The following is a 23,772-nucleotide window of genomic DNA, read 5'->3' as shown; positions in this document are numbered from 1 at the left end:
ATGTAATATATTGTATAAAATGGGTTGAAGGGTTTATACTATAAAATTGTAATTTTACGTAATAAATCATTGGGAGTTAATTTTCTGACCTTCCAACTATTGCCTGCCCAAATGACACATGAAAAGAGCATCAGCTTTTGGGCTGATGCTCTTTTCATGTGTCATTTGCTCAAATTAGATGCTAACTTCTAATAATGCTCAGAAGCTCCCGGCCTTTCGTTCTTTCCAGACCATTTCCTGTGCTTTCATTGCACATATTTCTAAAGTATCATAAGCAAAAGGCCCCCGCTCCAAAACGGATATGCTTGTCCTTCTATGCGAACGAGGCGACATATTTATCAATCATTTTCAGATACTCTTTCTTCTTATCCTCTAAAATCCATGCGATACCAAATGAGTTCTTTGCTATCTGGACCACATCATCCTGGGATAACTCATACTTCTGAGCCAACGCATAGAGATCATCCGAGATGTAGCTCTGAAAATAGGCCGGATCATCCGAATTCACAGTAATCTGAATTCCCTGATGAAGCAACTCCAGCATTTCTTTTCCCTTCATGTCATCTACTACAAAGCTATTGGATACAGGGCAACAGGTCAGCCCAATGTTGTGCTCTTGTATGTAGGCTATCAGGGAGGGATCCTCTACGATATTTGTACCATGGTCCAACCGCTCTGTGCCAATTTCCAATAAGGCTTGCCGAATATGCTCAATTGAGTTTTCCTGATCAATATCGCAATGCATGGTAATATGGAATCCGTCTTTCTTGGCAAGAGCAAAAACCTCTGTAAATTTCAGGGGCGGATTGTTTCGCTCATCCGAATCAAGACCAATGCCAATAAATTTATCCCGATAAGGCAACGCTTGCCGGTAAGTCTCCATTGCCGATTCCGCCGGCATATCGCGCAAGAAGCACATGATCAGGTTTGCCTCCACCCCAAATTTACGTGCCTGCAACGTCGCCTCGTAATATCCGTTAATCACAGTTTCAAACGGAACACCACGCGACGTATGCGCCTGAGGATCAAAAAACATCTCTGTATATTTGACATTGTGTTCCTTGGCTTTCTTTAAATAATCCAAGGCCAGGGCACAAAAATCTTCCTTATCCTGTAAAACATTCATTGCGGGATAATAGACCTGCAAAAATGAGGTTAGCGAATCAAACTGATACGCGGCTTTTACTTCTTCAATGGTTTGCTGGCCGATGTTAATGTGATTTTTTTGGGCCAAGCGCAATTTTAGTTCCGGCTCAAGTGTTCCTTCCAGATGTAAATGAAGCTCTGCTTTGGGTAGACCTTGAATAAACTCTTTTGTAACCTTCTTATTAGACATATCTCTCTTCCTTCCTAGCCATATAGATACCTTGATTTTCTGCTTTTCTCTTAAAACACATAGTGTTCCATATATTAATAATACGGTATCAATAGAGCAAAGACAAGTGTTCCACAAGAAAATCTTCTATGGAGTAAGTTCGTCTTCGTTAATCGCAAGAAATCACGCAAATCCCAATTAGCCCTGAGTGATTACAGCGGCATTATCTACGCTTTGATTCGATTAATTTCATTTACTGTTTAAACAATCCGAATCCCGTAAATGTAAGAATAGAATGAAAATTCCATGCAGCGGATAACGGGAATCGAACCCGCAGCACAAGCTTGGGAAGCTCGAATTTTACCATTAAACTATATCCGCAGATTGCTATGTGTATTCCTATTATATTTCTCTCAACTGGAAAATTCAATATAAAAAATACAAAATTAATCACCGCTAGCCGATTGCCAGAAAAAATTCATTGAAAAGTTTTTTATGTTTTCATTGACAGGAAGCTTTGTATATGATAAATTAAAAACTAATAAATATACAGTCCAAATGCAGTGACAAGGAGGAGTACATACTCACCGGGATTTCAGAGAGAAGATGTTTGGTGGAAGTCTTCATTCAGGAAGTATGGAAGTAGCCTTTGAGCAGTGAACCCAACGGGAAGAGCCTGTTTTAACGGAGAAGGGATTTTAGCCCAGTCCGGACACCGGTAGGAAGAATAGGTGTTCAGGTGATTCTTCAGTAGACTTCAACGGAAGTTTCCGCCGTTACACGGAAAACGGTATCGACATTTCTGCATAAATATGACAGGGGTCCGTAGCGGAGTGAGTGCAGAGATTTTTCTCTGAATTTAGGTGGTAACACGGATAATTATCCGCCCTAAGCTAAAACTTTAGCTTAGGGCTTTTTTTCACCCATTTTGCAAGAGGTTTAAATGGACAGGGAATGTGTCCCATGCAGTTAAGAAGGAGGAAGACCATGGAAATAAGAGGAACAGAGCTTTTTGTAAAGGCATTAAAGGAAGAAGGTGTGGATACGCTCTTTGCCTATCCGGGAGGACAGGTAATTGATTTGTTTGATGCCCTCTATGACACTGAGGGCATCGAAGTAATCCTGCCAAGACATGAACAGGGTCTGATACATGCGGCAGATGGTTATGCCCGCTCCACAGGAAAGGTGGGAGTCTGTCTGGTTACCAGCGGTCCCGGTGCCACTAACCTGGTTACAGGCATTGCCACAGCCAATTATGACAGCGTCCCGCTGGTTTGCTTTACCGGGCAGGTGCCGACCCATCTTATTGGAAATGATGCCTTTCAGGAGGTGGATATCGTGGGAATTACCAGAAATATCTGCAAGCATGCCATAACGGTAAGGGACAGAAAGGATCTTGCCAGAATTATAAAGGAAGCCTTCTTTATTGCGAAATCCGGGAAGCCGGGCCCTGTAGTGGTAGATCTGCCCAAGGATATCCAGCAGGCCATGGGAAGTGATGATTATCCGGCGGAGGTATCCATCCGGGGTTACAAGCCCAGTACGGGAGTGCATGTAGGCCAGGTCAGGAGGGCAATGAGTATCTTAAGCCAGGCAAAAAGACCCGTGCTTCTGGTAGGAGGAGGTGTCAACATATCCGGTGCCGGCAAGGAGCTTACCCGGCTGGCAGAGCTTACGGGTATGCCTGTTATTACCACGATAATGGGAAAGGGAGCCATTCCTACGAACCATCCCCTCTATGTAGGGAATATCGGAATTCATGGGAATTATGCTGCCAACCGTGCCATCAGTGAATGTGATGTACTCTTTTCCATCGGTACCAGATTCAACGACCGTATAACCGGCAAGATAACGGAATTTGCCAAGCTGGCAGCTATTATTCACATTGACATAGATGCCGCGTCCATCTCAAGAAATATCCAGGTGGATATTCCCATTGTAGCGGATGCCAAAACAGCTATCCTGAAAATACTGGAGGAGGCAAAGCCCCTTCCCATATCCGGGTGGACCGGTGAAATCATGAGCTGGAAGAAGGAGCACCCTCTTGAAATGAAAAAATATGAGGGTATGACTCCGGAAATTATTATCAATGAAATCAATAAAAAATTCAAAGAGCTTATCGTAGTAACGGATGTAGGACAGAATCAGATGTGGGCCACCCAGTATGTGGAATTGGACCATGACAGGAAGCTTCTTACTTCAGGGGGCCTTGGCACTATGGGCTACGGTCTTCCGGCAGCCATAGGAGCAAAGCTTGGAAACCCGGATACTCCCGTACTTTGCATATCCGGTGACGGCGGTATGCAGATGAACATTCAGGAGATGGCAACGGCAGTAGCTCTGGAGCTTCCTCTCATACTCTGCGTTTTTAATAATTCTTACCTGGGAAATGTACGCCAGTGGCAGGAAATGTTCTATGGAGGACGCTATTCCTACACCTGCCTCCGTTCCAGAAGGAGCTGCATGAGGGATTGCAAGAATCCCGAAAAATGCTGTCCGAAATATACGCCCGACTTTGTAAAGCTGGCAGAAAGCTACGATGCGGTGGGAATCCGGGTTGAAAGGACAGAAGAGATCGGGAAGGCCCTGGAAGCTGCCATAAAGAGCAAGGACACCCCTACCCTGATCGAATTTATCATAGAGCCGGAAGCCAATGTATATCCAATCGTACCCGGCGGAAAACCTCTTAACGAGATGATAATGGATTAACATGAATGCAGAAAGGAAGCAGATATGGGAAAAGCAATTGAAAATATAATCAAGAAAAGATGGATTTCCCTTTATGTGGAAAATGAGATAGGTGTACTGGCTAAGATATCGGGCCTCTTTTCAGGAAAATCCTATAACATGGACAGTCTTACCGTTGGGGAAACAGAGGATGAGACCATCTCCCGCATGACCATCAGCGTTACCAGTGACGAGAGCACCTTTGAACAGATAAAAAAGCAGCTGAACCGCTGTGTGGAGGTAATCAAGGTAGTGGATTTTACCGATATTCCCATCCACATGAAGGAAATACTGTTTGTCAGGATAAACAGCCTGAATGCCGGAGAGAAGGAAGAGGTCTTTCGGATTTCCGAGGTCTACGGCATAGCTGTAATCGATTGTGACAGGAATAGCCTGCTTTTGGAATGCGTCCAGACAGAGAGCAAGAACAATTCCATCATAAAGCTTTTGCAGAATTCCTTTCCCAACCGTATTGAGGTGGTAAAGGGCGGAAGTGTTGCCATTGAGGCCATCAGTGTGGCGGACAGGTAGGAGAAAGTTAAAAAACTATGTATTGACAGGTCTTTCAATCTATGCTACCATTTGGGAAATTAAAAAATATAAAGGCAATGAAGAGAAGAGTACATTACGGTGGATGCTACAGAGAGCCTCTGGCAGCTGAGAAGAGGTGCAAAAGCCGCAATGGAAAAAAGACTTGGAGCCGCGTACCGACGGGAATTTTCCCTGAGGCTGCGATGGGAGCGCCCATTACAGCGCCAGAGTATCAACAGCAGCCTGAGATGGCCTGCCGTCCGTACTTGCAGAGGTCCTTATTGTGAAATAGGGGTGAAACAGGGTGGTAACACGAAGCGACAGCTCTCGTCCTTGAAAAATCAAGGAAGGGGGCTTTTTTTATTGGAAAAATACAGAGAAGGTAAACAATGGTGAAGCTTTCAGAAAGCGGAAACGGTATTGCCGGTAAAATTACTGGGAAAAGATTTATTGTAGCAGATTAATTGCAACAGTGCAGCTCCTGCAGACAATGTGCTGACAGTGGGGGCTTGCAGTGCAATCAATAGTACAGCTTAAAGGAAAGAGAGGAAAATCAAATGCTGACAGAGCAGGAAAGTATAAGAAGAGAAAAGTTAAATCAAATAAGGGAGCTGACAAATCCCTATCCGGAAAGATACGAAACCAGTCATACCCCAAAGGAAGCGGCAGCTCTTCCTGACGGGGTGACGGACGTCCGTGTTGCGGGAAGAGTTCTGTCCGTCAGAAGGATGGGGAAGCTTACCTTCGGAGCAATAGGGGATATAACCGGAAGAATACAGATTGCATTTAAGAAGGATATCCTAGGGGAAGCTGCCTATGAATTTCTGAAAAAGCAGGTGGATATCGGTGATTTCATCGGTGTGCAGGGGGAAACCTTTACGACCCAGGCCGGAGAAAAGACGGTAAGGGCGGAGAATCTTACATTTTTAGGCAAGGCCCTTAAGCCGCTGCCGGAGAAATTTCATGGGCTGATTGATAAGGACAGCTGCTACCGGAGAAGATATCTGGACCTGATAATGAATGAGAATACCAGGAAAAGATTTCTGCTAAAGAGTAATTTCATTAAGGCAGCCAGAAGATTTTTGGAGGAGGAGGGCTATGCGGAGATAGAAACACCGGTGCTCATCAATAAGCCCTCCGGTGCTTTGGCAAAGCCCTTTATTTCCCATCACAATGCCCTGGATATGGAGGTCTACCTTCGCATTGCGCCGGAGACCTATTTAAAGCGGGCGGTAGTAGGAGGCTTTACAAAGGTATTTGAATTTGCCAGATGTTTTCGGAATGAAGGCATTGATGCTACCCATCTGCAGGATTTTACAATGCTGGAATGCTACCTTGCCTATGCCAATTATAAGGACAATATGAAATTTACCCAAAGACTTCTGGCACAGGCAGTGGAGACGGTCTTTGGGAGCAGGACCATTGAGGCAGGAGGACGTACCCTGCATTTTGAGGGAGAATGGCCGGTGGTGACTTTCAGAGACCTGATTGAAAAGGACTGCGGAATAGACATCGAAAGCTTTTCTACGGCAGAAGAGCTTCTGGCAGAGATTATTAGAAGGGATATAAAGCTTGAAACGTCGGAGGACCTCCGGAAGCTGGGCAGGGGAAATCTGATCGACCAGCTCTATAAGAAGGTCAGCAGACCCAAGCTTACGGGCCCGGTATTCCTGACAGAGCATCCCATCGCCCTTTCTCCGCTGGCGAGAGCAAAGGATGATAACAGGGGCATTACCGACCGTTTTCAGCTAATCATCAACGGAGCGGAGGTCATTAACGGGTATTCGGAACTGGTAGATCCCATAGAGCAGTATAACAGGCTTCTGGTGCAGGCTGCCAGCCATGGCAGTGGGGATGAAGAAGCAATGTTAATGGATAAGGATTACATTACAGCCATGGAATACGGTATGCCTCCGATATCCGGCTGGGGCATGGGCATTGACCGGATATTGCAGGTATTAACGGGAGAAGAAAATTTAAAGGATTTGGTGCTCTTTCCCCTTATGAGGCCATTGGAAGAAGAATAATAAATAAAAAAAGGTTTGACATTTTTCTAAATACGTTTATAATAGCTAAAAACAACCAATAATGACCTTCCAGGATGTATGTAAGATATAATCGGGTATGAAGCCGGTATTTTATTAATAGCCGGGCTTAATGCCGGAAAGAGGCGAGAAATGGAAAAAGTATTGTTAAAAGCAATGGAATCAGCAGCTGCCATGAGCTGGAGTTATCAGTATAACGCCGGATACTTTTTTGCACCATCAAATCCAGAAATATCACATACGGATACCGGACCAGGCCATTAAAAGAAATTTTATTTCAGGCAGGACTATTCCTATATTTATAAACCGGTGTTTGTATTTGATTATACAGGCACCGGTTTTTTCTGATTTTATAGTAATTCATCTAAGATAGCACCAGGAGAAGAATTTATTAAGTCCGGAGGCTGGAGATGATATAGTTCTGCAAGAAGGGAGAGGAGCATATGGATACAGTGAATTATGTGGAAGAGTATTACAATAACTATGACGAGGAGGGCAGGCTTCTCAGAAGGTATGGGCAGGTAGAATATATAACGACCATGACCTATATTCATAAGTTCTTACCGGAAAGCGGCAGGGAAAATTGCAGGATACTGGAAGTGGGGGCAGGAACAGGACGCTATTCCATTGCTTTGGCACAGGAAGGATATGCAGTGGATTCCGTTGAGCTGGTAGAGCATAACCTTACTATTTTAAAGTCAAAGATTACGGCTGATTACAATATTACGGCCAGGCAGGGAAATGCTTTGGACCTATCAGCCTATGGGGATGAAACCTTTGACATGACGCTTATCCTTGGGCCGATGTATCACCTTTACACGGAAGAAGACAAGAGGAGGGCATTAAAGGAAGCTATCCGGGTAACGAAGCCGGGGGGCCATATCCTGGCAGCATACTGCATGAATGATGCCACCATACTGCAATATTGCTTTGGGGAAAACAAACTGGGGGAATGTATGCAAAAGAATATGCTGACAGAGGATTTTCACTGTATCTCCAAACCGGAGGATTTGTTTGAGCTTGTTAGAACGGAGGATATCATAAGCCTTACCGAAGGGATGGGCGTAACGAGAATCAATCTGGTTGCATCAGACGGAGCGGCAAATTATATGAGAGATATCATAGATGGCATGGATGAGGAAGTATATAAGGAATTCATAAGATATCACCTGAGTGTTTGCGAAAGACAGGATTTAATAGGAGCGACAAATCATAGTCTGGATATATTAAAAAAGGAGTGACGGAATGAAAACACCGGTTTTGGAAACACAGAGGCTTATCCTGCGGCCCTTAAGAGCAGAGGATGCAGAGGAGATATATACCAATTGGGGAAGCAATCCGGAGGTAGCCAGATTTATGAGCTGGAGCACTCATGCCAATGCAGATGTCACCAGGGAATGGCTCATAGGGGCAGAAAAGAACATAGAAGCAGAAGGCATTTATGAGTGGGGATTTGTAAGAAAGTCCGACCATAAATTAATTGGAAGCGGAGGAATCTATTACAAGGAAATCAGAGGGATGTATGACCTGGGCTATAATATTATGAAGGAGTGCTGGCATCAGGGCTACACCTCAGAGGCAGCAGCCAGGATAGTGGAGTTCGCCGTTCAGGAGCTGAAACAGAAATACCTTTATGCCTATCATGCAAAAGATAATCCGAATTCCGGTAAAGTAATGGAGAAAGTGGGCTTTCGTTACATAGGTGACAGGGAGTATGACAGCATGGATGGAACAAAGCATTTTGAGGCAAAGGAATACATATTGAAAGCATAGCAGGAAGAGGCCCTGACGGCCCCTTAGACCCATGCCCCATCCAGTGGAATAACCTGTCCGTTCAGATAATCATTGCCGCTGGCCAGCTGCCATACAAATTCAGCTACTTCCTCGGTCTTTCCCAGGCGGTTGGCAGGAATCTCCTCTGTCAGGGATTCTCTGTCTGCCCTGGATAAGAAGGAATTCATGGAAGTATCAATGGCGCCGCAGGCAATGGCATTAACCTGTATTTTGCTTGGGGCAAGCTCCTTGGCCAGAGCCTTTGTAAAGGCATTCATTCCGCCCTTGGAAGCAGAGTAGGCCACCTCGCAGGAAGCACCGCAGATGCCCCATACGGAGGAAATATTGATAATTTTACCTTCCTTTGATCTTACCATATCCGGTACAGCCTGACTGCAGCAGTTGTAAACGGAGGTAAGATTGGAATTTATAATAGTATTCCAGGTATTGATATCCGTTTCAGTAAACAATCCTATGTGGGAAATGCCGGCATTGTTGACCAGAACATGAACCTGTCCAAGAGTTTTATTAATTAATTGAAAGAGCTCTGCTACAGCAGGATAGCTTCCCATGTCTCCCACATAGGCAAGACAAGGTGAGCCCATGCTCTCAATCTCAGCCTTTGTACGAAGAAGTTCGCTTTTACTGCTTTTGCAGGTAATGGCAATACGAAAGCCCTCCCTGGCAAAACGCAGTGCGATGGCTTTTCCGATACCCTTCGAAGCACCGGTTATTAATACAGTTTTGGAATTCATAAAACCTCTCCTTAGATTTCTTAAAATCTTTTCTCATTATATCGGAAAAAAGCAAGGAATGCAAATTTTATGGAAGTCTTAAGGCTCCTGACCTGACATATGCTTTAGTAAGAGAGTTTATTAGACAGAGGTTAAATTGGATGAAATAATTGTTGATACAGAAACCTACTTCAGACCATCAAAACTGCCGGCTTTAAATACCCGTTTTGACTGGAATTTTTTTGAGACTTACATGTTTGATAATGCTTCGGAAATTAAATTGCCCTCCTGGCTTTTTTCCACACCGGAGGAGACGATACTTAATTATTTCAGTATATTGCGGGAAGCAGCCAATCCTGTAGAGGGAAAAGGGGCAGGCTGCGGAACCCTTGGGAATGGCAGGGCGCCCTATCCCATAGCCTACAATTTTCTGACCAAAGCCTATCAGGAACAGCTGACCTATGAGCAGTACTTAAGGAAATTTGAAAACATTCTGCATATCAGCCTGTTGAAATATCACAATGTACCCTTGTATGAAAACCCCGATAATATCCTGCGCTATTTCGTAGAACTGGAAACCATAGAGGGCACCGAAAGAAATCAGGGAAGCTTTGTCTATTATTACGGGTTTGTGGATTTGCTGAAGGAAAATGGAGAATACAGGATTTCCAACCTGGAATTCCATGGAGAAAATTATTTGTGTGCACCTTATCACGGCTGGGCCTATGATGCCGAAATGTCTGTTCCGATCCGGTACGGAGACTGGTGCGATATGATAGAAGAAATGTACCCTTTCAGGCAGGAGGGGTATATAAAGAATATTTCCTTCCGGGGGAAGGACGGAATGGATTATATCATTGTGTTTTATCAGCTGGCCAATGGCACGGATATCGAAATTGCCCAGTACCGGAAGGGAAAAACAGGAGAATGGGAATTGATAAAGCTAAATCCGGAGGATTGCATCAGGGAAAAAAACACACGGCAAACGCATGAAGGATAATTATGTAAGCTTCCGATGAGTTTGGCTTACATTTAAGAATTTTCCTGTTCAGGGTTCTAAATTCCACTAAACCGGCAGCGGTTGTCCCTGGCAGCAGAAAGGATACCAAACTCGCTGAAATACGCTCAAACAATGGTATCCTTTCTGCTAGGGACAACTGCTGCCAGTTAAGTGTCATTAAGAACCCTTCAATGGAAAATTTTTAAATGTAAGCCAAACTTTATCTGGTTAATTACAATTAATTCCTTCATGCGCTTGCCGTGGAAAAAACAAAACATCCCTTGCTTCTGCCCGTGAGCTGTGATACAATACATCCAATACGAAAAGGCTATGAAAGAGGATAGTAGCTGTTACTTTGCTTTCAGAGAGAAGATGGCTGGTGCAAATCTTTAAGAAAAGTACAGGGAAGGCGCTCTTAAGCTGTGGCTTGAACCGGAAATCAAAGTAGAGACCAACGGAAGTTTCCACCGTTATCAGGGAAAGCGGCATAAAGTGCATGCTCGTGCCGTAACAAGAGTGCAGGTTATCCTGAATTTAGGTGGTACCACGGACAGATATCGTTCGCCCTAAGCAATCATTGATTGCTTAGGGCTTTTTTATTTATCTGAAAGTCTGACATTATTGCATCCTGGCTTCAGGCTTCGTAAAAACAATTAAAAAGGAGGCTTTATAATGAAGAAATTTACCATGGAGGATTTAATGGCTTATTGCAGCCAGTACGGTTTTATTTTTCGGGGAAGCGAGATTTACGGAGGGCTTGCCAATACCTGGGATTACGGCCCTTTGGGAACGAGGTTTAAGAATAATATAAAGGATGCCTGGCGGTATTTCTTTATTCAGACCTGGGATAACAGCTATGAACTGGATTCGGATATTTTAATGAATCCGGCGGTTTGGGAAGCAAGCGGGCATCTGGCAGGCTTTTCGGATCCTCTCCTTGACTGCAGGAGCTGCAAGACCAGACACAGGGCAGATAATCTCATAAATGAATATAACAGTGAGGCTAATGCCGATACCATGACCCAGGAGGAAATGCTTCATTATATAAAGGAAAATCAGATTCCCTGTCCCAAATGCGGGAAATCGGACTTTACCGATATCAGACAGTTCAATCTGATGTTTGCCACCCAGAGGGGAGTGACGGAGGAAGGCGCAGCTGCCATTTACCTAAGACCTGAAAATGCCCAGGGAGAATATGTGAATTTCCTGAATGTCATGCGAACAATGCGAACAAAGCTGCCCTTTGGTATCGGCCAGATAGGAAAAGCCTTCCGCAATGAGATAACTCCCGGTAATTTTACCTTCCGTACCATTGAATTCGAGCAGATGGAATATCAGACCTTTTGCAGAAAGGGAGAGGATGAAGCCCTGTATGAGTATTTTAAAAGCTATGGAATTCAGTTCTTTGAATTTTTGGGGATTAAAACAGAACATCTAAGGCACCATGATCATGAAAAGCTTGCCCATTATGCCAAGGCAGCCTGCGATATCGAATATCTTTTTCCCTTTGGCTGGGGTGAAATAAACGGAACCCATAACAGAACGGACTTTGACCTTACCAGGCATCAGGAATACTCCGGAAAGAGTCTAGAGTACTTTGAGGAAGAGACAAAGGAAAAATATATACCCTATATCATAGAATCTACCTATGGACTGGACAGAATTGTTCTTGCACTGCTGTTTGAAGCACTGGAGGAGGAAGAGCTTGAGAAAGGGGAGACCCGGCAGGTATTAAGGCTGTCCCCTTCTCTGGCGCCTGTTAAAATCAATGTCCTTCCTCTCATAAAGAAACGCCATGCAGAAAAGGCCCTGGAAATATATAAGGGCTTAAAAAGAAAATATATGGTTTCCTATGACGATGCCGGTAATATCGGAAAGCGCTATCGGAGAGGTGACGTAATCGGAACACCCTATGCAGTCACTGTAGATGATGATACCCTGGAAAAGGGAATCGTGACGGTAAGGCAGAGGGATACCATGGAGCAGATAAGGCTGCCTTATTCAGAGCTGGAAAGCTACTTTCGTGATAAATTTCAATTTTAGACAGTAATTAATTTATAATATCTGAACGGCCTACCCTGATATGCAAAACGGGACAAATCAGGGTGCCGTTGTACTTTCTGATACCCTTATGCCTGATATCCTTATGCCTGATAAAGGCTTGTTCTGCGGAAAATTCTACTGTATCTGCTTTTGTTAGATGAAATTCAAACATTGTTACTTGTATCATAAGCTAATATCCAAATCAACTTTTTACCTCAAGCCAACCGCCTTCTCTGACCGTCTTTTTATTTCCCCTAAAATTAATGGTTGTTAATTTCAAATAAAAGGATATAATATATATATCAATATATAAATGATATGTGACGTGTAATGCGTAAGTCATGCAGGAGGGTTGATATGGTAATGTTAAAAGAAAGGATAGGAGGTCTTGTGAGGCACCTGTCCGGCTTAAGCGAAAGAGATGCACAAAAAATAAGCGGGATTGAGTATGTCATATTGAAAGAGCAAATACAGGATTTGACGCTGCTGGAAGAAAAGGAGTGGACTGAATTTCCTGGCTCCATGGATTGCGGCGGAGAGGATGCGTACTATTATTTCAGAATGCAGGCAGAACTGCCGGAGGCCTATGAAGGGCAAAAGGTTATCTTTGCTATTAATAACTACGGAGGGGTCAGATGGGATACGGTAAGCCCTCAATTCCGGATATATGTAAACGGCAGTCTCCGCCAGGGCATGGATGAGAACCATGAGACTATAACTCTGACAGAACTGGGAAAAGGCGGCGCTGTATATAATATTATACTATGTGTGTATACGGGCAAAATGCACTTCCATTCCATGATGGATGCCAGAATTGCAGTGAGGGACAGGGAAACGGAAAAGTACTATTATGACGTAAAAATTCCTTATGATGTGGCAGGCTTAATGGAAGGAGACGAAAAGGAATTTCATGAAATCCTGCTGACCTTGAACGAATCCTTGAACCGTTTGGATTTTCGCAAGGCTTATTCTGCGGAATATTATGAATCTCTGGCAGAGGCACAGGACTATTTGGATAAAGAATTCTATGAAAAGAGATGCAGCAGAAAGAAAGAGGAAGTCTGGTGCGTGGGTCATACCCATATTGACATCGCATGGCTGTGGACCCTGGAGACAGCCAAGGATAAAGCCGTGCGCAGCTTCGCTACGGTGCTGAGGCTGATGGAGGAATATCCGGAATACCGCTTTATGTCCAGCCAGCCCCATTTATATAAGGCTGTAAAGGAAAGAGAGCCGGCTGTTTACGAGGAAATAAAGAAGCGGATAGAGGAAGGCAGATGGGAAGCCGAAGGAGGCATGTTTGTAGAGGCAGACTGCAACTTGACCGGAGGGGAATCCCTGGTCAGGCAGATTGTAAAGGGAAAAGCATTTTTTAAAAAAGAATTCGGGAAGGAAAATGAGGTTTTATGGCTGCCGGATGTATTCGGCTATTCTGCCGCACTGCCTCAGATTATGCAAAAATCCGGTATCCGCTATTTTATGACTACAAAAATCAGCTGGAATGAATTCAATAAAATGCCCTATGACACCTTCAACTGGATTGGAATTGACGGAAGCAAGGTTCTGACGCATTTTATTCCGGCCAGTGATTACGATAAGAGCCTGGTATCCAAAAACTTCTTTACTACCTATAATGGAATGCTGGAGCCTGCCCAGGTAAAGGGTTCCTGGCAGCGTTACCAGCAGAAATACCTGAATTCAGAGGTGTTGATGGCCTACGGCTACGGAGATGGAGGCGGAGGGCCGACCAGGGAAATGCTGGAGGCCGGCCGCAGGATGGAAAGGGGAATTCCGGGATGCCCTGTGACGAAGCAGTCTTCGTCAAATGAATTCTTTCATAAGCTGGAGGGTGAAGTAAAAGGAAAGCAGTACCTGCCGGAGTGGAACGGAGAACTTTACCTGGAATATCATAGAGGAACTTACACTTCCATGGCGAGAAATAAGAAATACAACAGAAAAGCAGAATTTCTTTTACATAACATTGAATTATTCGGAGCGATGGACAGCAGGCTTAACGGGGCTGCTTATCCCAGAGAACAGCTCGATGACTTGTGGGAACTTCTGCTTCGGAACCAGTTCCATGATATTCTGCCGGGCTCCAGTATTGAAGAAGTTTATGAGGTCTCAAAAAAAGAATATGAAGATTTATTCTTAAGAGGGAACAGGCTTTTGGAAAGGGCAGTAAATTCTCTGACGGACAGTATAGGGGCAGATAAAGGTGCTATTGTCGTATTCAATCCCAATGGCTTTCATGGGACGGGATATGTATTGGCAGAGGCAGAAAACGCTGCAGCAAAGGGACAGCTCACAGACGGAGAAAATCTGTATCCTTATGAAAAACTGGCAGATGGCAGAATTTTATTCAGGGCATCAGCAGTACCGGCAGCAGGGTATAAGGTATATACCCTGGCTGATGGCAGTGTGCCGGAAACCCATCTTAGAATTTCAAAAGACAGTATGGAAAATTCACGGATACGGGTAACTTTTAATGAAAAAGGCCAGTTCCTTTCGATTTATGACAAGGTGAATGAGCGTGAGATCTTAAAACCCGGTGAATGCGGCAATGTCATCATGTCTTATGAAGACCGGCCCCACAACTGGGATGCATGGGATGTGAATAATTATTATACGGAAAAAAGCTGGGAAATAGACAATGTAACGGAAATGAAAGTGGTGGAAAGCGGAAACTTAAGAGTCTGCATGAAGGTGGAAAGAAAATATCTGGATTCTTCCATAACACAGTATATATTCCTGTATCATGACAGCGAAAGAATTGACATTAAGACGGAAATTGACTGGAAACAGGATCATATTTTCCTAAAGGCTTTGTTCCCTGTGGATATACACAGTAATGAAGCAGATTACGAAATACAGTACGGCAATGTAACCAGACCCACACATTATAATACCTCCTGGGATTCTGCGCGTTTCGAGGTGTGTCACCACAAATGGCTGGATATTCATGAAAATAATTATGGTGTAAGCCTGCTCAATGACTGCAAATATGGGTGTCATGTCCATGATGGTGTTATCGGGCTGTCTCTGTTGAAGTCCGCAACAAGCCCCAATCCATCCGCTGATAAAGAAAAGCATGAATTTATCTATTCATTCTATCCTCATAAAGGTGATTTTCGTACCGGCGGCACGGTGAAGGAGGCCTATGAACTGAATAATCCTCTTTTTGCAGGTGTCAAGACCAAGCAAGAGGGGAATAAGCCGGTTGTTTACAGTATGGCTGTGCCGGACTGCGAAAATGTTATTTTGGAAGTGGTGAAAGCTCCGGAGGAAATGGAGGAAAATGTGCAGATATTACGTCTGTATGAGTATTACAATCAGCGCAGTGAACTAAAACTGACCCTGCCGGAAGCAGCGGAGAGGGTGGCGGTATGCTCTATGCTGGAGGAAGAAGAACAGATAATTGCACAGAATACAAAACAGGTCACACTACCTGTTAAGCCCTATGAGATTATAACCTTAAAGGTTGTTTATAAAACACAGTCCTAGGAAACCTGCGAAATACATTGGTTTTAGGCTGGGAATGAAAATAATTGTAAGAAATGGTTACTTGTGCTAAAATGGAAATATACGTTTCGTTAAAATATGGTATCACATTCCTCAAAGTGTGTGATGTGAAAAGGGTTTAAGAAAGGATTTCGAAATAAGAAATGAAACAGTCGCCACTTTATGAACAGATTTATATTGACATAGCCGGTGCAATTGCTGGAGGAAAGTATAAGCCGGGAGAAAGAATCCCTTCTGAAAAGGAGCTGACCGAGCAGTATAATGTCAGCAGGATAACGAGTAAAAAGGCCCTGGAAATGCTGGCAGAAGAAGGGAAAATTGTGCGGATGGCCGGAAAGGGTTCCTTTGTGACCGGACAGGATGAAGCAGAAACGGTAAAAGAAAAATCGGATATCATCTATGGAAATCCTGGTAAGATACGCTTGATTGGGGTTATTTTAGAGGGCTTTGGAAATGGTTTTGGTACTCTGCTGCTAAACAGTATTGAGCGTGAATGCCGGAGGAAGGAGCTTACAATGGTCTTGCGCTGCAGTGATGGCTCCATTGAAAATGAATCTCGGGCGATTGATGATTTTTTGAAGCTGGGAGTGGAAGGAATGATTATAATGTGCTCCCAGGATGAGAATTATAATCCGAAAATCCTGCAAATGGTAGTAGAACATTTTCCGGTGGTAACGGTGGACCGGCAGATGAAAGGAATTCCTGTCCCTCATGTTGGCACTGACAATATAGCGGCAGCAAAGGAATTGACGAAGCACCTTTTAGACACGGGATACCGTGGTATTTGTTTTGTGAAGCCCGATGCGGATGAGACTTCTACTCTGCAGGAGCGGCAGAAAGGTTTTGTTTCGGCCATGAACGAATGCGGCATTATTACGGATGATAGTAACTGGATTACGGATTTAAGAGCTACCTTGCCCAGCAAGCATTTTGAAGAGCTGATGGAGGAAGACATGGAAAAGATATTCCGCCATTTGGAAAACCATCCGAATGTTGAAGCATTTCTGGCAGCAGAATACGGAATAGCGCAGATTTTGCATAAATGTCTTTTTGATAAGGGTCTGGATAAGAAGTATCCAATCGTATGCTTTGACTGTAATGATAATATAGTCGGCCAATACTCCTTTACCCATGTAAAACAGGGGGAAGCCGAAATCGGGCAGCTTGCAGTAGATACCTTAATTGAAGTAATGAATGGCAGTGGAAGCTCCAAGACTATTATGGTACCTTACCAGATAGTGGAACAGGAAGCTGTATCAAAGGATGACAACTGTCTGTGAATGATGCAGCAGCGTTACAGGAGGCCTCTCCTCCGGGATAAAAGAGAGCCGGATAACACGCAAGGCAGGCACTGATATTGAGGTGCCTGTTTTGCGTGTTATTTCTTCCCTCCAAGGATTCCATCTCTTGGGGGGGAATATTTGCCTAAACCACCCTTGGTCCCCAGGTAACCCTCTTTCATTAATTGGATTTACATCAATTGAAGGCTTTTATATGCTGTTTCTTCCGGTATTTTTTGCTCTTTCTCTTCTAATAGTTGTTCGATACCCTCGGCACTCTTGCTTTTTCTGATCTCTTGAATTCTCTTGATTTCAATATTGATTTCCCGATAAAAATTTGTTGTGCAGCAGTGGTTGAATTCTTATATTGAAAAGCTTTTGTAAAAAATTATTACCATAATATCGCATATTTTATTATTTTTCTTTATTCGGTATGAATGCATAGGCAACTAACATGGCATGAATGCACGGACATCCTCTTTTTGCTCGATTACATTTATAACAATGCCTTGAGCTACCCGGTACCTTCAGCTGCAGAAAAGAAAAAAGCGATATTAATAAATATGGCATCGGGGGTATAGATAAATGTAACGCAAAAAGTTGGAATTATAATAGGCGCTGCCTGCAGCCGGGTACAGTTCTGCAATTTAATGTAACATAAATTTAAATTTAGATGATATATACAATATGAGCGAATGATATATACAACATGATTGAATGATATAATATATTGAAAAGTGATACTATGAGGAGGCGAAAAGTGAAAAAAATATAGATAATAATACTTGAAGATAAGCTTAAACAACATATAATCAATAATAAATTTCAAAATAGCAAAAAAATTAGAGCATAATTTGTGCAGTATGTATTGACATAATATTAAATAGTATATATAATATGTTTATACTAATTAAAGAAATGACATAATATCATTTATGAAAGGAGCCGGTTAAGATTGGAGGAGAAAAAGAGTATGAAAAGAAAAGGGAAACCTTTTTGGAGAAAAGAGGGCTTTCAGGCGTATATGTTTATGATACCGACTTTGATAGGGTTTCCTGTACTGTGTGCATATCCGATGCTTTATTCCCTGTACAGTGCCTTTTGTGACTGGGATGGTATCAATTCACCTGTCTGGCGGGGGTTGAAAAATTTCAAGTATTTGTTAACGATTGATCCGGTGTTTTGGAAATCCATTAAGGTGACCTTCCTGTTTGCATTGATCAATGTACCTGTTACATTGGTTCTGGGACTTGCCCTGGCAGTGCTGTTAAATAAAAAAATACCTGGAATCAAGCTGTTCCGCGTAATTTATTATTTGCCTACCATTGTTCCCGGAGTGGCAGCCATTATTTTGTGGCAGTTTATTTTTAAGTCCGATGTGGGATTATTGAATGGATTACTGGGACAACTTGGAATTGGACCGGTGGGCTGGCTTACCAGTGAAAAAGTAGTGCTGTTTTCCCTAAGTATTATAAAGTGGTGGGGAGTAGGCGGTATGATGATTATATTCTTAAGCGGTCTCCAGTCTGTGCCTGCGGATATATTTGAAGCTGCATCCCTGGATGGGGCAACAGGGTGGGCACAATTTAAATATGTTACCCTTCCTATGATCACACCGGTTATTTTCCTGCAATTGATTACAGGCTTAATCGGCTGCATGCAATCTTTTGCAGAGGCGCAGATCATGACGGGAGGAGGACCTAATTATTCGTCGAATTTTATTAATTATGATATTTATGTAAATGCATTCAGCAATCAGAAATATGGACGTGCCTGTGCGGAATCATGGATACTCTTTTTGATTATTCTGGTATTTACAGCTTTAATCTTTAAAAAGTCTGAGTCTTTTGTTTATTACGAAAATGATTAGCGGAGGTAACTGGAATGGGAAAGAAACGTAAGCAGAAGATAAATCTAACTGCTCGATATGTATTGATACTGGTATTCTGCATACCTATGCTGTTTCCGCTGCTGTGGATGCTTACAACCGCCTTGAAGGACAATGCCGCTGTGTTTAAAGTACCGCCTCAGCTGATACCATCTGAGTTCCATTGGGAAAACTTTACGGCAGGCCTGGCAAAGGTGAAATTCGGAAGAAAGTTTTTGAATTCCCTGTTTATATCCGTCATTGTCAGCATCGGCCAGATATGCAGCTGTATGAGCGTGGGATATGCTCTTGCCAGATTGAAATTTAAGGGGAAGAAGTTATGGTTCTACCTGATCGTTGGTTCCATGATGATTCCGGGAATGGTAACAGTTATCCCGGTATTCCGTCTTTGGGCAGCCCTGGGGGCTTATGGAACCTGGTGGCCCATGATTATTCCGGGCTTTTTGGGTGCACCGTTTCAAACCTTCCTGGCAAGGCAGTTTATGACTACCATACCGAAATCCTATGACGATGCGGCAAGAATTGACGGAGCGAACAGGCTGCAGATTCTGGTTCACATCATAGCGCCCATGTCAAAGCCGCTGATTACGGTAATTGCCATCCAGGCGTTCCAGGGAGCATGGAATGATTATCTCACTCCCCTTCTGTATGTAATCAGCAAGCCGGAGAAATGGACTCTGGCCTTGGGAGTAGGACGTATGACCAGCAGTACATACGGAACACAATGGAATTTATTTATGGCTGCGGATATTATGTATATGCTGCCGATACTCATTATTTTCTTCTTCTGTCAGAACTACTTTATGGAGGGGCTTGGTTCCATGAATAATTCCGGAGTAAAGTAAGCCGGAGCTTATAGGGACGTAATAGCATTTATGCTAGTTAAAAATAAAAGTATATTGGAGGTTTCATTATGAAAAAAGGAAAAATGAAAAAAGCAATTGCTCTTGGATTGTGCACGGTTATGACTGCTGCCATGCTGACGGGCTGTAAAGGAAATGGTAATACGGCAGCAACAGGTAATGGCAATTCATCTGACAAGGGCGGTACATCCGAGGCAAAATCAGTCACTTTGAAGGTGGTGGACTGGGAAAGTGATGAAATGAATGCTGCCATACAGGATGCATTCGATAATGTATTTACCAAGGAACATCCTAATATTAAGGTTGAAATCGTAAAGGGTTCCTATTCGGATTACGGACAGCAGCTGGCGGGAATGATTACAGCCGGCGAAGCTCCGGATGTATTCCAGGGCGGATATGATATGGCAGCTTCTTTTTACCAGAAAAACCTGTTGACAGACTGGACTGACAAAGTGGCAGCGGAGCCGGACTTCACAAAATCCCTTTACGAAGGTACTATGAGCGGATGGCAGCTTGACGGAAAGACTTACGGTTTTCCGAGCCTTGTAAATGTATACGGCGTTTTTTATAACAAGGATTTACTGGCAGCAGCAGGAATCAAGGAACCTACGGCAGATTGGACATGGGATGATCTGTGGACAATGGCTGAAAAGCTGAAAAAACCGTCAGAAGAGAAGTTCGGTCTTTATGGCCTGGATACTTCCGGCTTTGGAATTGCCAATATCAGTACCTCTTATGGCGGTGCTCCTTTAATGGATAAGTTAATGGGAACGACCAAGGTGACAGTGGATGATAAATTCATGGAGCAGGCTACGAAGATTCAGGGAATGATAGCAGACGGTACCTTACCCAAGAGAACCTATGAGGTGACGAACCAGAATTCCATGTTTGAAGCTGGTGAAATGGCATTATTATATTACGGACAGTGGGAAGTTGATTCCCTGCTCAAGAACTGCCCTGACTTGAACTGGGGTTATGCTCCTACTCCCCAGGGTCCTGATGGAAGAACTACAACCTACGATACGGTAGGCTGGATGTCCCCTAAGAATCTGGCCCATCCGGAAGAGACCTGGGAGCTGATTAAGTTCATGTCCAGCGATTTATATCAGACAGTATTAAAGGCTACACCTGTTGCACCTTGCGCACATTCTGCATCTGCATCTGTTTTCTATGATGTAATGAAGGAAAAAGGACATCCGGAAGTAGCGGAGGCGGTCCAGACTATGATGGAAACAAAGACAAAAAATGGGGTACGTTATGCAGCTGACTGGTCTTCCGATGCCGGAAAGGTTTGGGACCCTACATACAATGATATACTGGATGGTGTAAGCAAAGAACCGGTAACAAAACTTCAAGATGTTGCTAACCAGATTAATGCAATTATTGCAGGCAATTAAAAATAACCGGGTAATAAGTAAACTTAAGATGTTTCTTAAGAACATTAAGAAACACCCGGCAGCAAGATAAACCCGCTGCCGGGTGCTCTTTTTAATATAAAAAGGGGTGAGAGAATTTATGAAAAATATACATTTAATCGCAAATGCCCATCTTGACCCTGTATGGTTGTGGAGGTGGCAGGAGGGCTGCTCGGAAGCGCTTTCTACTTTTAAAACGGTAGAAGAGATGACCGAAGAATTTGAGGAATTTGTTTTTAACCACAACGAGGCTATTTTATATGAATGGGTGAAGGATAACAGCCCGGGCTTGTTTCAAAAACTGCAAAAAGCAGTAGAGGAAGGCAGATGGAACATAATGGGCGGCTGGTATCTGCAGCCTGACTGCAATATGCCCTCCGGTGAGTCCATCGTACGGAACATAGAACGAGGCAGGAGATTTTTTCGGGAATATTTTAATTCCCTGCCAACTACGGCAATTAATTTCGATTCCTTCGGGCATTCCCGGGGGCTTGTGCAGATATTAAAAAAAGCGGGCTATGATTCTTATATCATATGCCGGCCGGCCAAGAACGGCTTTTCCTTTGAAGAACAGGATTTTGAATGGGAGGGTCTGGATGGCTCGACTATTCTGGTTCACCGGTCAGATGAAAATTACAATAGCGTTTGGGGGCAGGCGGCAAAAGAACTGATGGAATTTCTGCCACTCAAAGTAGAGGAGGAGGTAACACTTTTTCTGTGGGGAGTTGGAGATCACGGTGGAGGCCCCTCCAGAAAAGATTTGCAGGATTTGAAAGAGCTTGCAGAAAATAATAAGGATTACAACCTGATACATTCGACTCCGGAAGCCTATTTTAAGGAACGAATTACAAAGGTGAAAGAATTCCCAAGGGTATCAAAAGGACTGAATCCGGTAGCAGAAGGGTGCTATACATCCCAGATCCGCATAAAGCAAAAGCACCGTGAACTGGAAAATGAGCTGTATTCCGCAGAAAAGATGGCGGCAGCAGCCTGGCTTCAATGCGGCAGAAGCTATCCGGAAAAAGAGATAAAAGATGCCGCAGGGGCATTGATTTTCAGTGAATTTCATGATGCACTGCCAGGCTCCGGCAGCCCGCTGGTAGAAACGGATACCTTGCGCCTGCTGGACTATGGGCTGGAACTGATGAGCCGTGTGAAGCACTCGGCAGCACTTGCACTGGCCCAAGGGGAGAAACGGGTGAAGGAAGGTACCTCTGTAATCCTGTTCTATAATCCCCACCCCTTTGATATAACAGGAGTATTTTCCTGTGAAACGGGGCTGCCGGTACAGAACTGGTCTACCGACTTTATGTATCCGAAGGTAATGTTTGAAGGAAAGCAGATACCGGCGCAGGCAGAGAAAGAATCCAGTAATTTCAATTTGGACTGGAGAAAGAAAATAGTGGTGCAGGCTACTCTGAAAGCAAGCTCCATAAACCGCATGGATGTTTATTTTGAGCCGATACCAAAGCGTCCCGTATTTGCTGAAATCGTATCCCGGCCCAAGTATATTTTAGACAATGGCAGTATGAAAGTCGTAATTGATACCGCTACAGGATTATTAAAGGAATATTCCGTAAAGGGTGTGCGCTATCTGGAGGAAGAAAGCTTACAGCTGGTATGCTTTGAGGATACCCATAATCCTTGGGGATTCGGGAAATGGGAATCCCGCAGCAGAAGGGCTTTTCAGCTTCTGACACCTCACGAAGCAGCTGAATACTGCGGGTTAAGTGAGAAGGTAATTCCTGCTGTAAGAATTATTGAGGACGGTGAAGTACGCACCACTGTGGAAGCTGTTTTTGGCTTGCATGACAGCAAGGCTTATATCCGGTATCATATTCCGAAAAAGGGCAGCTGCTTTGATGTTGAAATCGGCGTTCATTTTCAGGAGAAGGAAAAGTATCTGAAGGCTATTCTCAAAACACCGGAGGAGTATGAAGCTCTTCATGGCCAAATTATGTTTGGGCGGGAAGAACTGAATAAGGATAAGGAAACAGTATCCCAGAAATGGACCATGGCAGTGGATGGGACCATGGACAAAGCCCTGGCAATTATCAATAACGGCACCCACGGAGCCAGCTATACCGGCCGGGAGTTCGGTATCACACTGCTTCGCAGCGCAGGGTATACATCGTCTGATTTTATAATGGGAAAGGCCCTGCAGGAAGAGCAATGGGCACCGAGAATGGAACAGGGAGAACGCTTTTACCATTTCCGTATACAGGGTGGTGCTGCGGCGGAAGTTGAAAGGATGATAGACAGGGAAGCACTGGTATTCAATGAAGAACCTTACGGCTTTTCCTTTTGCCCGCCGGAGGAAGGGGAAGCAGCCGGTCAGTTTATAACCATTGACAACCCTCAGGTAATAATATCAGCTGTAAAAAGAGCTGAAAATTTTGACGGATATATTCTCCGTGTTTATGAAAGTACAGGGAAAAGTGCAAAGGCCAATATCAGGATGCTGGACGGAAGAATTAACCAGGAAGTATCCCTGGGAGGCTTTGAAGTGAAGAGCTATAAAATTGACCTGGCAGAGGGCAGGCTTACAGAGACCGGACTGATTGAGGAGTATCAGGCGGAAAACAGGGACGAAGCAATCAGAGATTAAAGCGATATCACAACAGGAACTGAAATAA

The 23,772-nt window shown here is 43.8% G+C and carries 17 protein-coding genes, 1 tRNA gene and 2 other annotated features; of the genes, 14 read left to right on the top strand and 4 right to left on the bottom strand.

Translation table 11 applies throughout. From position 1 onward, the window contains the following. Window positions 1-313 precede the first annotated feature (313 nt). Entirely contained in the window at window positions 314-1,336 is a 1,023-nt protein-coding gene (gene add / locus BUB77_RS21510; protein ID WP_073279035.1) for an adenosine deaminase, read from the bottom strand. A gap of 289 nt (window positions 1,337-1,625) precedes the next feature. Further along, window positions 1,626-1,696 (bottom strand) — tRNA-Gly (locus BUB77_RS21505). Between the two features lie 173 nt (window positions 1,697-1,869). Then, window positions 1,870-2,209 (top strand) — a binding site (T-box leader). 93 nt (window positions 2,210-2,302) lie between these two features. Here BUB77_RS21505 and ilvB point away from each other — a divergent pair. The 6 genes from ilvB (at window position 2,303) to BUB77_RS21475 (ending at window position 8,391) form a co-directional block, all read left to right on the top strand. Further along, window positions 2,303-4,024, top strand: coding sequence for a biosynthetic-type acetolactate synthase large subunit (gene ilvB / locus BUB77_RS21500; RefSeq protein ID WP_073279033.1), 1,722 nt, complete (start codon window positions 2,303-2,305; stop codon window positions 4,022-4,024). Between the two features lie 24 nt (window positions 4,025-4,048). Beyond that, on the top strand, window positions 4,049-4,573 hold the full coding sequence (ilvN, locus tag BUB77_RS21495) for an acetolactate synthase small subunit (RefSeq protein WP_330392660.1): 525 nt from the start codon (window positions 4,049-4,051) through the stop codon (window positions 4,571-4,573). A 557-nt stretch (window positions 4,574-5,130) separates the two neighbouring features. Next, window positions 5,131-6,600 (top strand): lysine--tRNA ligase, encoded by a 1,470-nt coding sequence (gene lysS / locus BUB77_RS21485; protein ID WP_073279030.1) that lies wholly within the window; start codon window positions 5,131-5,133, stop codon window positions 6,598-6,600. A 150-nt stretch (window positions 6,601-6,750) separates the two neighbouring features. Continuing rightward, window positions 6,751-6,882: a hypothetical protein gene (locus BUB77_RS30730; RefSeq protein ID WP_278277739.1), complete on the top strand. Its 132-nt coding sequence runs from the start codon at window positions 6,751-6,753 to the stop codon at window positions 6,880-6,882. A gap of 179 nt (window positions 6,883-7,061) precedes the next feature. Beyond that, window positions 7,062-7,859: a class I SAM-dependent methyltransferase gene (locus BUB77_RS21480; protein ID WP_073279028.1), complete on the top strand. Its 798-nt coding sequence runs from the start codon at window positions 7,062-7,064 to the stop codon at window positions 7,857-7,859. A 4-nt stretch (window positions 7,860-7,863) separates the two neighbouring features. Next, window positions 7,864-8,391 (top strand): GNAT family N-acetyltransferase, encoded by a 528-nt coding sequence (locus BUB77_RS21475; protein WP_073279027.1) that lies wholly within the window; start codon window positions 7,864-7,866, stop codon window positions 8,389-8,391. A 23-nt stretch (window positions 8,392-8,414) separates the two neighbouring features. Here the strand turns inward: BUB77_RS21475 and ymfI are convergent, their stop codons facing one another. Then, a complete protein-coding gene (gene ymfI, locus BUB77_RS21470; RefSeq protein WP_073279025.1) occupies window positions 8,415-9,146 on the bottom strand; it encodes an elongation factor P 5-aminopentanone reductase in 732 nt (243 codons plus the stop codon). Between the two features lie 136 nt (window positions 9,147-9,282). Between ymfI and BUB77_RS21465 the strand changes: the two genes are divergently transcribed. Further along, the gene (locus BUB77_RS21465) at window positions 9,283-10,125 is read left to right on the top strand and encodes a hypothetical protein (RefSeq protein ID WP_073279024.1); all 843 of its coding nucleotides are present in this window, start codon (window positions 9,283-9,285) and stop codon (window positions 10,123-10,125) included. A gap of 321 nt (window positions 10,126-10,446) precedes the next feature. Further along, window positions 10,447-10,697: a binding site (T-box leader), on the top strand. A 100-nt stretch (window positions 10,698-10,797) separates the two neighbouring features. After that, window positions 10,798-12,168 carry a glycine--tRNA ligase gene (locus BUB77_RS21460; protein ID WP_073279022.1) on the top strand — a complete coding sequence of 457 codons (1,371 nt, stop codon included), beginning with the start codon at window positions 10,798-10,800 and terminating at the stop codon, window positions 12,166-12,168. Between the two features lie 7 nt (window positions 12,169-12,175). Here BUB77_RS21460 and BUB77_RS21455 read toward each other — a convergent pair whose 3' ends face one another. Continuing rightward, entirely contained in the window at window positions 12,176-12,355 is a 180-nt protein-coding gene (locus tag BUB77_RS21455) for a hypothetical protein (protein ID WP_073279020.1), read from the bottom strand. 170 nt (window positions 12,356-12,525) lie between these two features. Between BUB77_RS21455 and BUB77_RS21450 the strand changes: the two genes are divergently transcribed. The 6 genes from BUB77_RS21450 to BUB77_RS21425 all read left to right on the top strand — a co-directional run bounded on the left by BUB77_RS21450 (window position 12,526) and on the right by BUB77_RS21425 (window position 23,744). Beyond that, on the top strand, window positions 12,526-15,672 hold the full coding sequence (locus BUB77_RS21450; RefSeq protein ID WP_073279018.1) for an alpha-mannosidase: 3,147 nt from the start codon (window positions 12,526-12,528) through the stop codon (window positions 15,670-15,672). Window positions 15,673-15,833: 161 nt separating this feature from the next. Next, complete coding sequence (locus tag BUB77_RS21445) at window positions 15,834-16,970, top strand: GntR family transcriptional regulator (protein WP_073279016.1); 1,137 nt, start codon at window positions 15,834-15,836, stop codon at window positions 16,968-16,970. A gap of 973 nt (window positions 16,971-17,943) precedes the next feature. Further along, window positions 17,944-18,840 carry a carbohydrate ABC transporter permease gene (locus BUB77_RS21440; RefSeq protein WP_073279015.1) on the top strand — a complete coding sequence of 299 codons (897 nt, stop codon included), beginning with the start codon at window positions 17,944-17,946 and terminating at the stop codon, window positions 18,838-18,840. 14 nt (window positions 18,841-18,854) lie between these two features. Further along, window positions 18,855-19,703: a carbohydrate ABC transporter permease gene (locus BUB77_RS21435; protein ID WP_073279014.1), complete on the top strand. Its 849-nt coding sequence runs from the start codon at window positions 18,855-18,857 to the stop codon at window positions 19,701-19,703. A 68-nt stretch (window positions 19,704-19,771) separates the two neighbouring features. Next, complete coding sequence (locus BUB77_RS21430) at window positions 19,772-21,118, top strand: ABC transporter substrate-binding protein (RefSeq protein ID WP_073279012.1); 1,347 nt, start codon at window positions 19,772-19,774, stop codon at window positions 21,116-21,118. Between the two features lie 118 nt (window positions 21,119-21,236). Next, entirely contained in the window at window positions 21,237-23,744 is a 2,508-nt protein-coding gene (locus BUB77_RS21425; protein WP_073279010.1) for a glycoside hydrolase family 38 N-terminal domain-containing protein, read from the top strand. Window positions 23,745-23,772 lie beyond the last annotated feature (28 nt).

Source organism: Anaerocolumna jejuensis DSM 15929 (genome assembly GCF_900142215.1).
Classification (GTDB): Bacteria; Bacillota; Clostridia; order Lachnospirales; family Lachnospiraceae; genus Anaerocolumna; species Anaerocolumna jejuensis.
The sequence above is the reverse complement of the archived record's forward strand: the minus strand, read 5'-3'. Positions and strand labels throughout refer to the sequence as shown.

Coding starts and splice junctions, on each gene's coding strand:
- add (WP_073279035.1), bottom strand. CDS start 1,336: ATGTCTAATAAGAAGGTTACAAAAGAGTTTATTCAAGGTCTACCCAAA.
- ilvB (WP_073279033.1), top strand. CDS start 2,303: ATGGAAATAAGAGGAACAGAGCTTTTTGTAAAGGCATTAAAGGAAGAA.
- ilvN (WP_330392660.1), top strand. CDS start 4,049: ATGGGAAAAGCAATTGAAAATATAATCAAGAAAAGATGGATTTCCCTT.
- lysS (WP_073279030.1), top strand. CDS start 5,131: ATGCTGACAGAGCAGGAAAGTATAAGAAGAGAAAAGTTAAATCAAATA.
- BUB77_RS30730 (WP_278277739.1), top strand. CDS start 6,751: ATGGAAAAAGTATTGTTAAAAGCAATGGAATCAGCAGCTGCCATGAGC.
- BUB77_RS21480 (WP_073279028.1), top strand. CDS start 7,062: ATGGATACAGTGAATTATGTGGAAGAGTATTACAATAACTATGACGAG.
- BUB77_RS21475 (WP_073279027.1), top strand. CDS start 7,864: ATGAAAACACCGGTTTTGGAAACACAGAGGCTTATCCTGCGGCCCTTA.
- ymfI (WP_073279025.1), bottom strand. CDS start 9,146: ATGAATTCCAAAACTGTATTAATAACCGGTGCTTCGAAGGGTATCGGA.
- BUB77_RS21460 (WP_073279022.1), top strand. CDS start 10,798: ATGAAGAAATTTACCATGGAGGATTTAATGGCTTATTGCAGCCAGTAC.
- BUB77_RS21455 (WP_073279020.1), bottom strand. CDS start 12,355: ATGATACAAGTAACAATGTTTGAATTTCATCTAACAAAAGCAGATACA.
- BUB77_RS21450 (WP_073279018.1), top strand. CDS start 12,526: ATGGTAATGTTAAAAGAAAGGATAGGAGGTCTTGTGAGGCACCTGTCC.
- BUB77_RS21445 (WP_073279016.1), top strand. CDS start 15,834: ATGAAACAGTCGCCACTTTATGAACAGATTTATATTGACATAGCCGGT.
- BUB77_RS21440 (WP_073279015.1), top strand. CDS start 17,944: ATGAAAAGAAAAGGGAAACCTTTTTGGAGAAAAGAGGGCTTTCAGGCG.
- BUB77_RS21435 (WP_073279014.1), top strand. CDS start 18,855: ATGGGAAAGAAACGTAAGCAGAAGATAAATCTAACTGCTCGATATGTA.
- BUB77_RS21430 (WP_073279012.1), top strand. CDS start 19,772: ATGAAAAAAGGAAAAATGAAAAAAGCAATTGCTCTTGGATTGTGCACG.
- BUB77_RS21425 (WP_073279010.1), top strand. CDS start 21,237: ATGAAAAATATACATTTAATCGCAAATGCCCATCTTGACCCTGTATGG.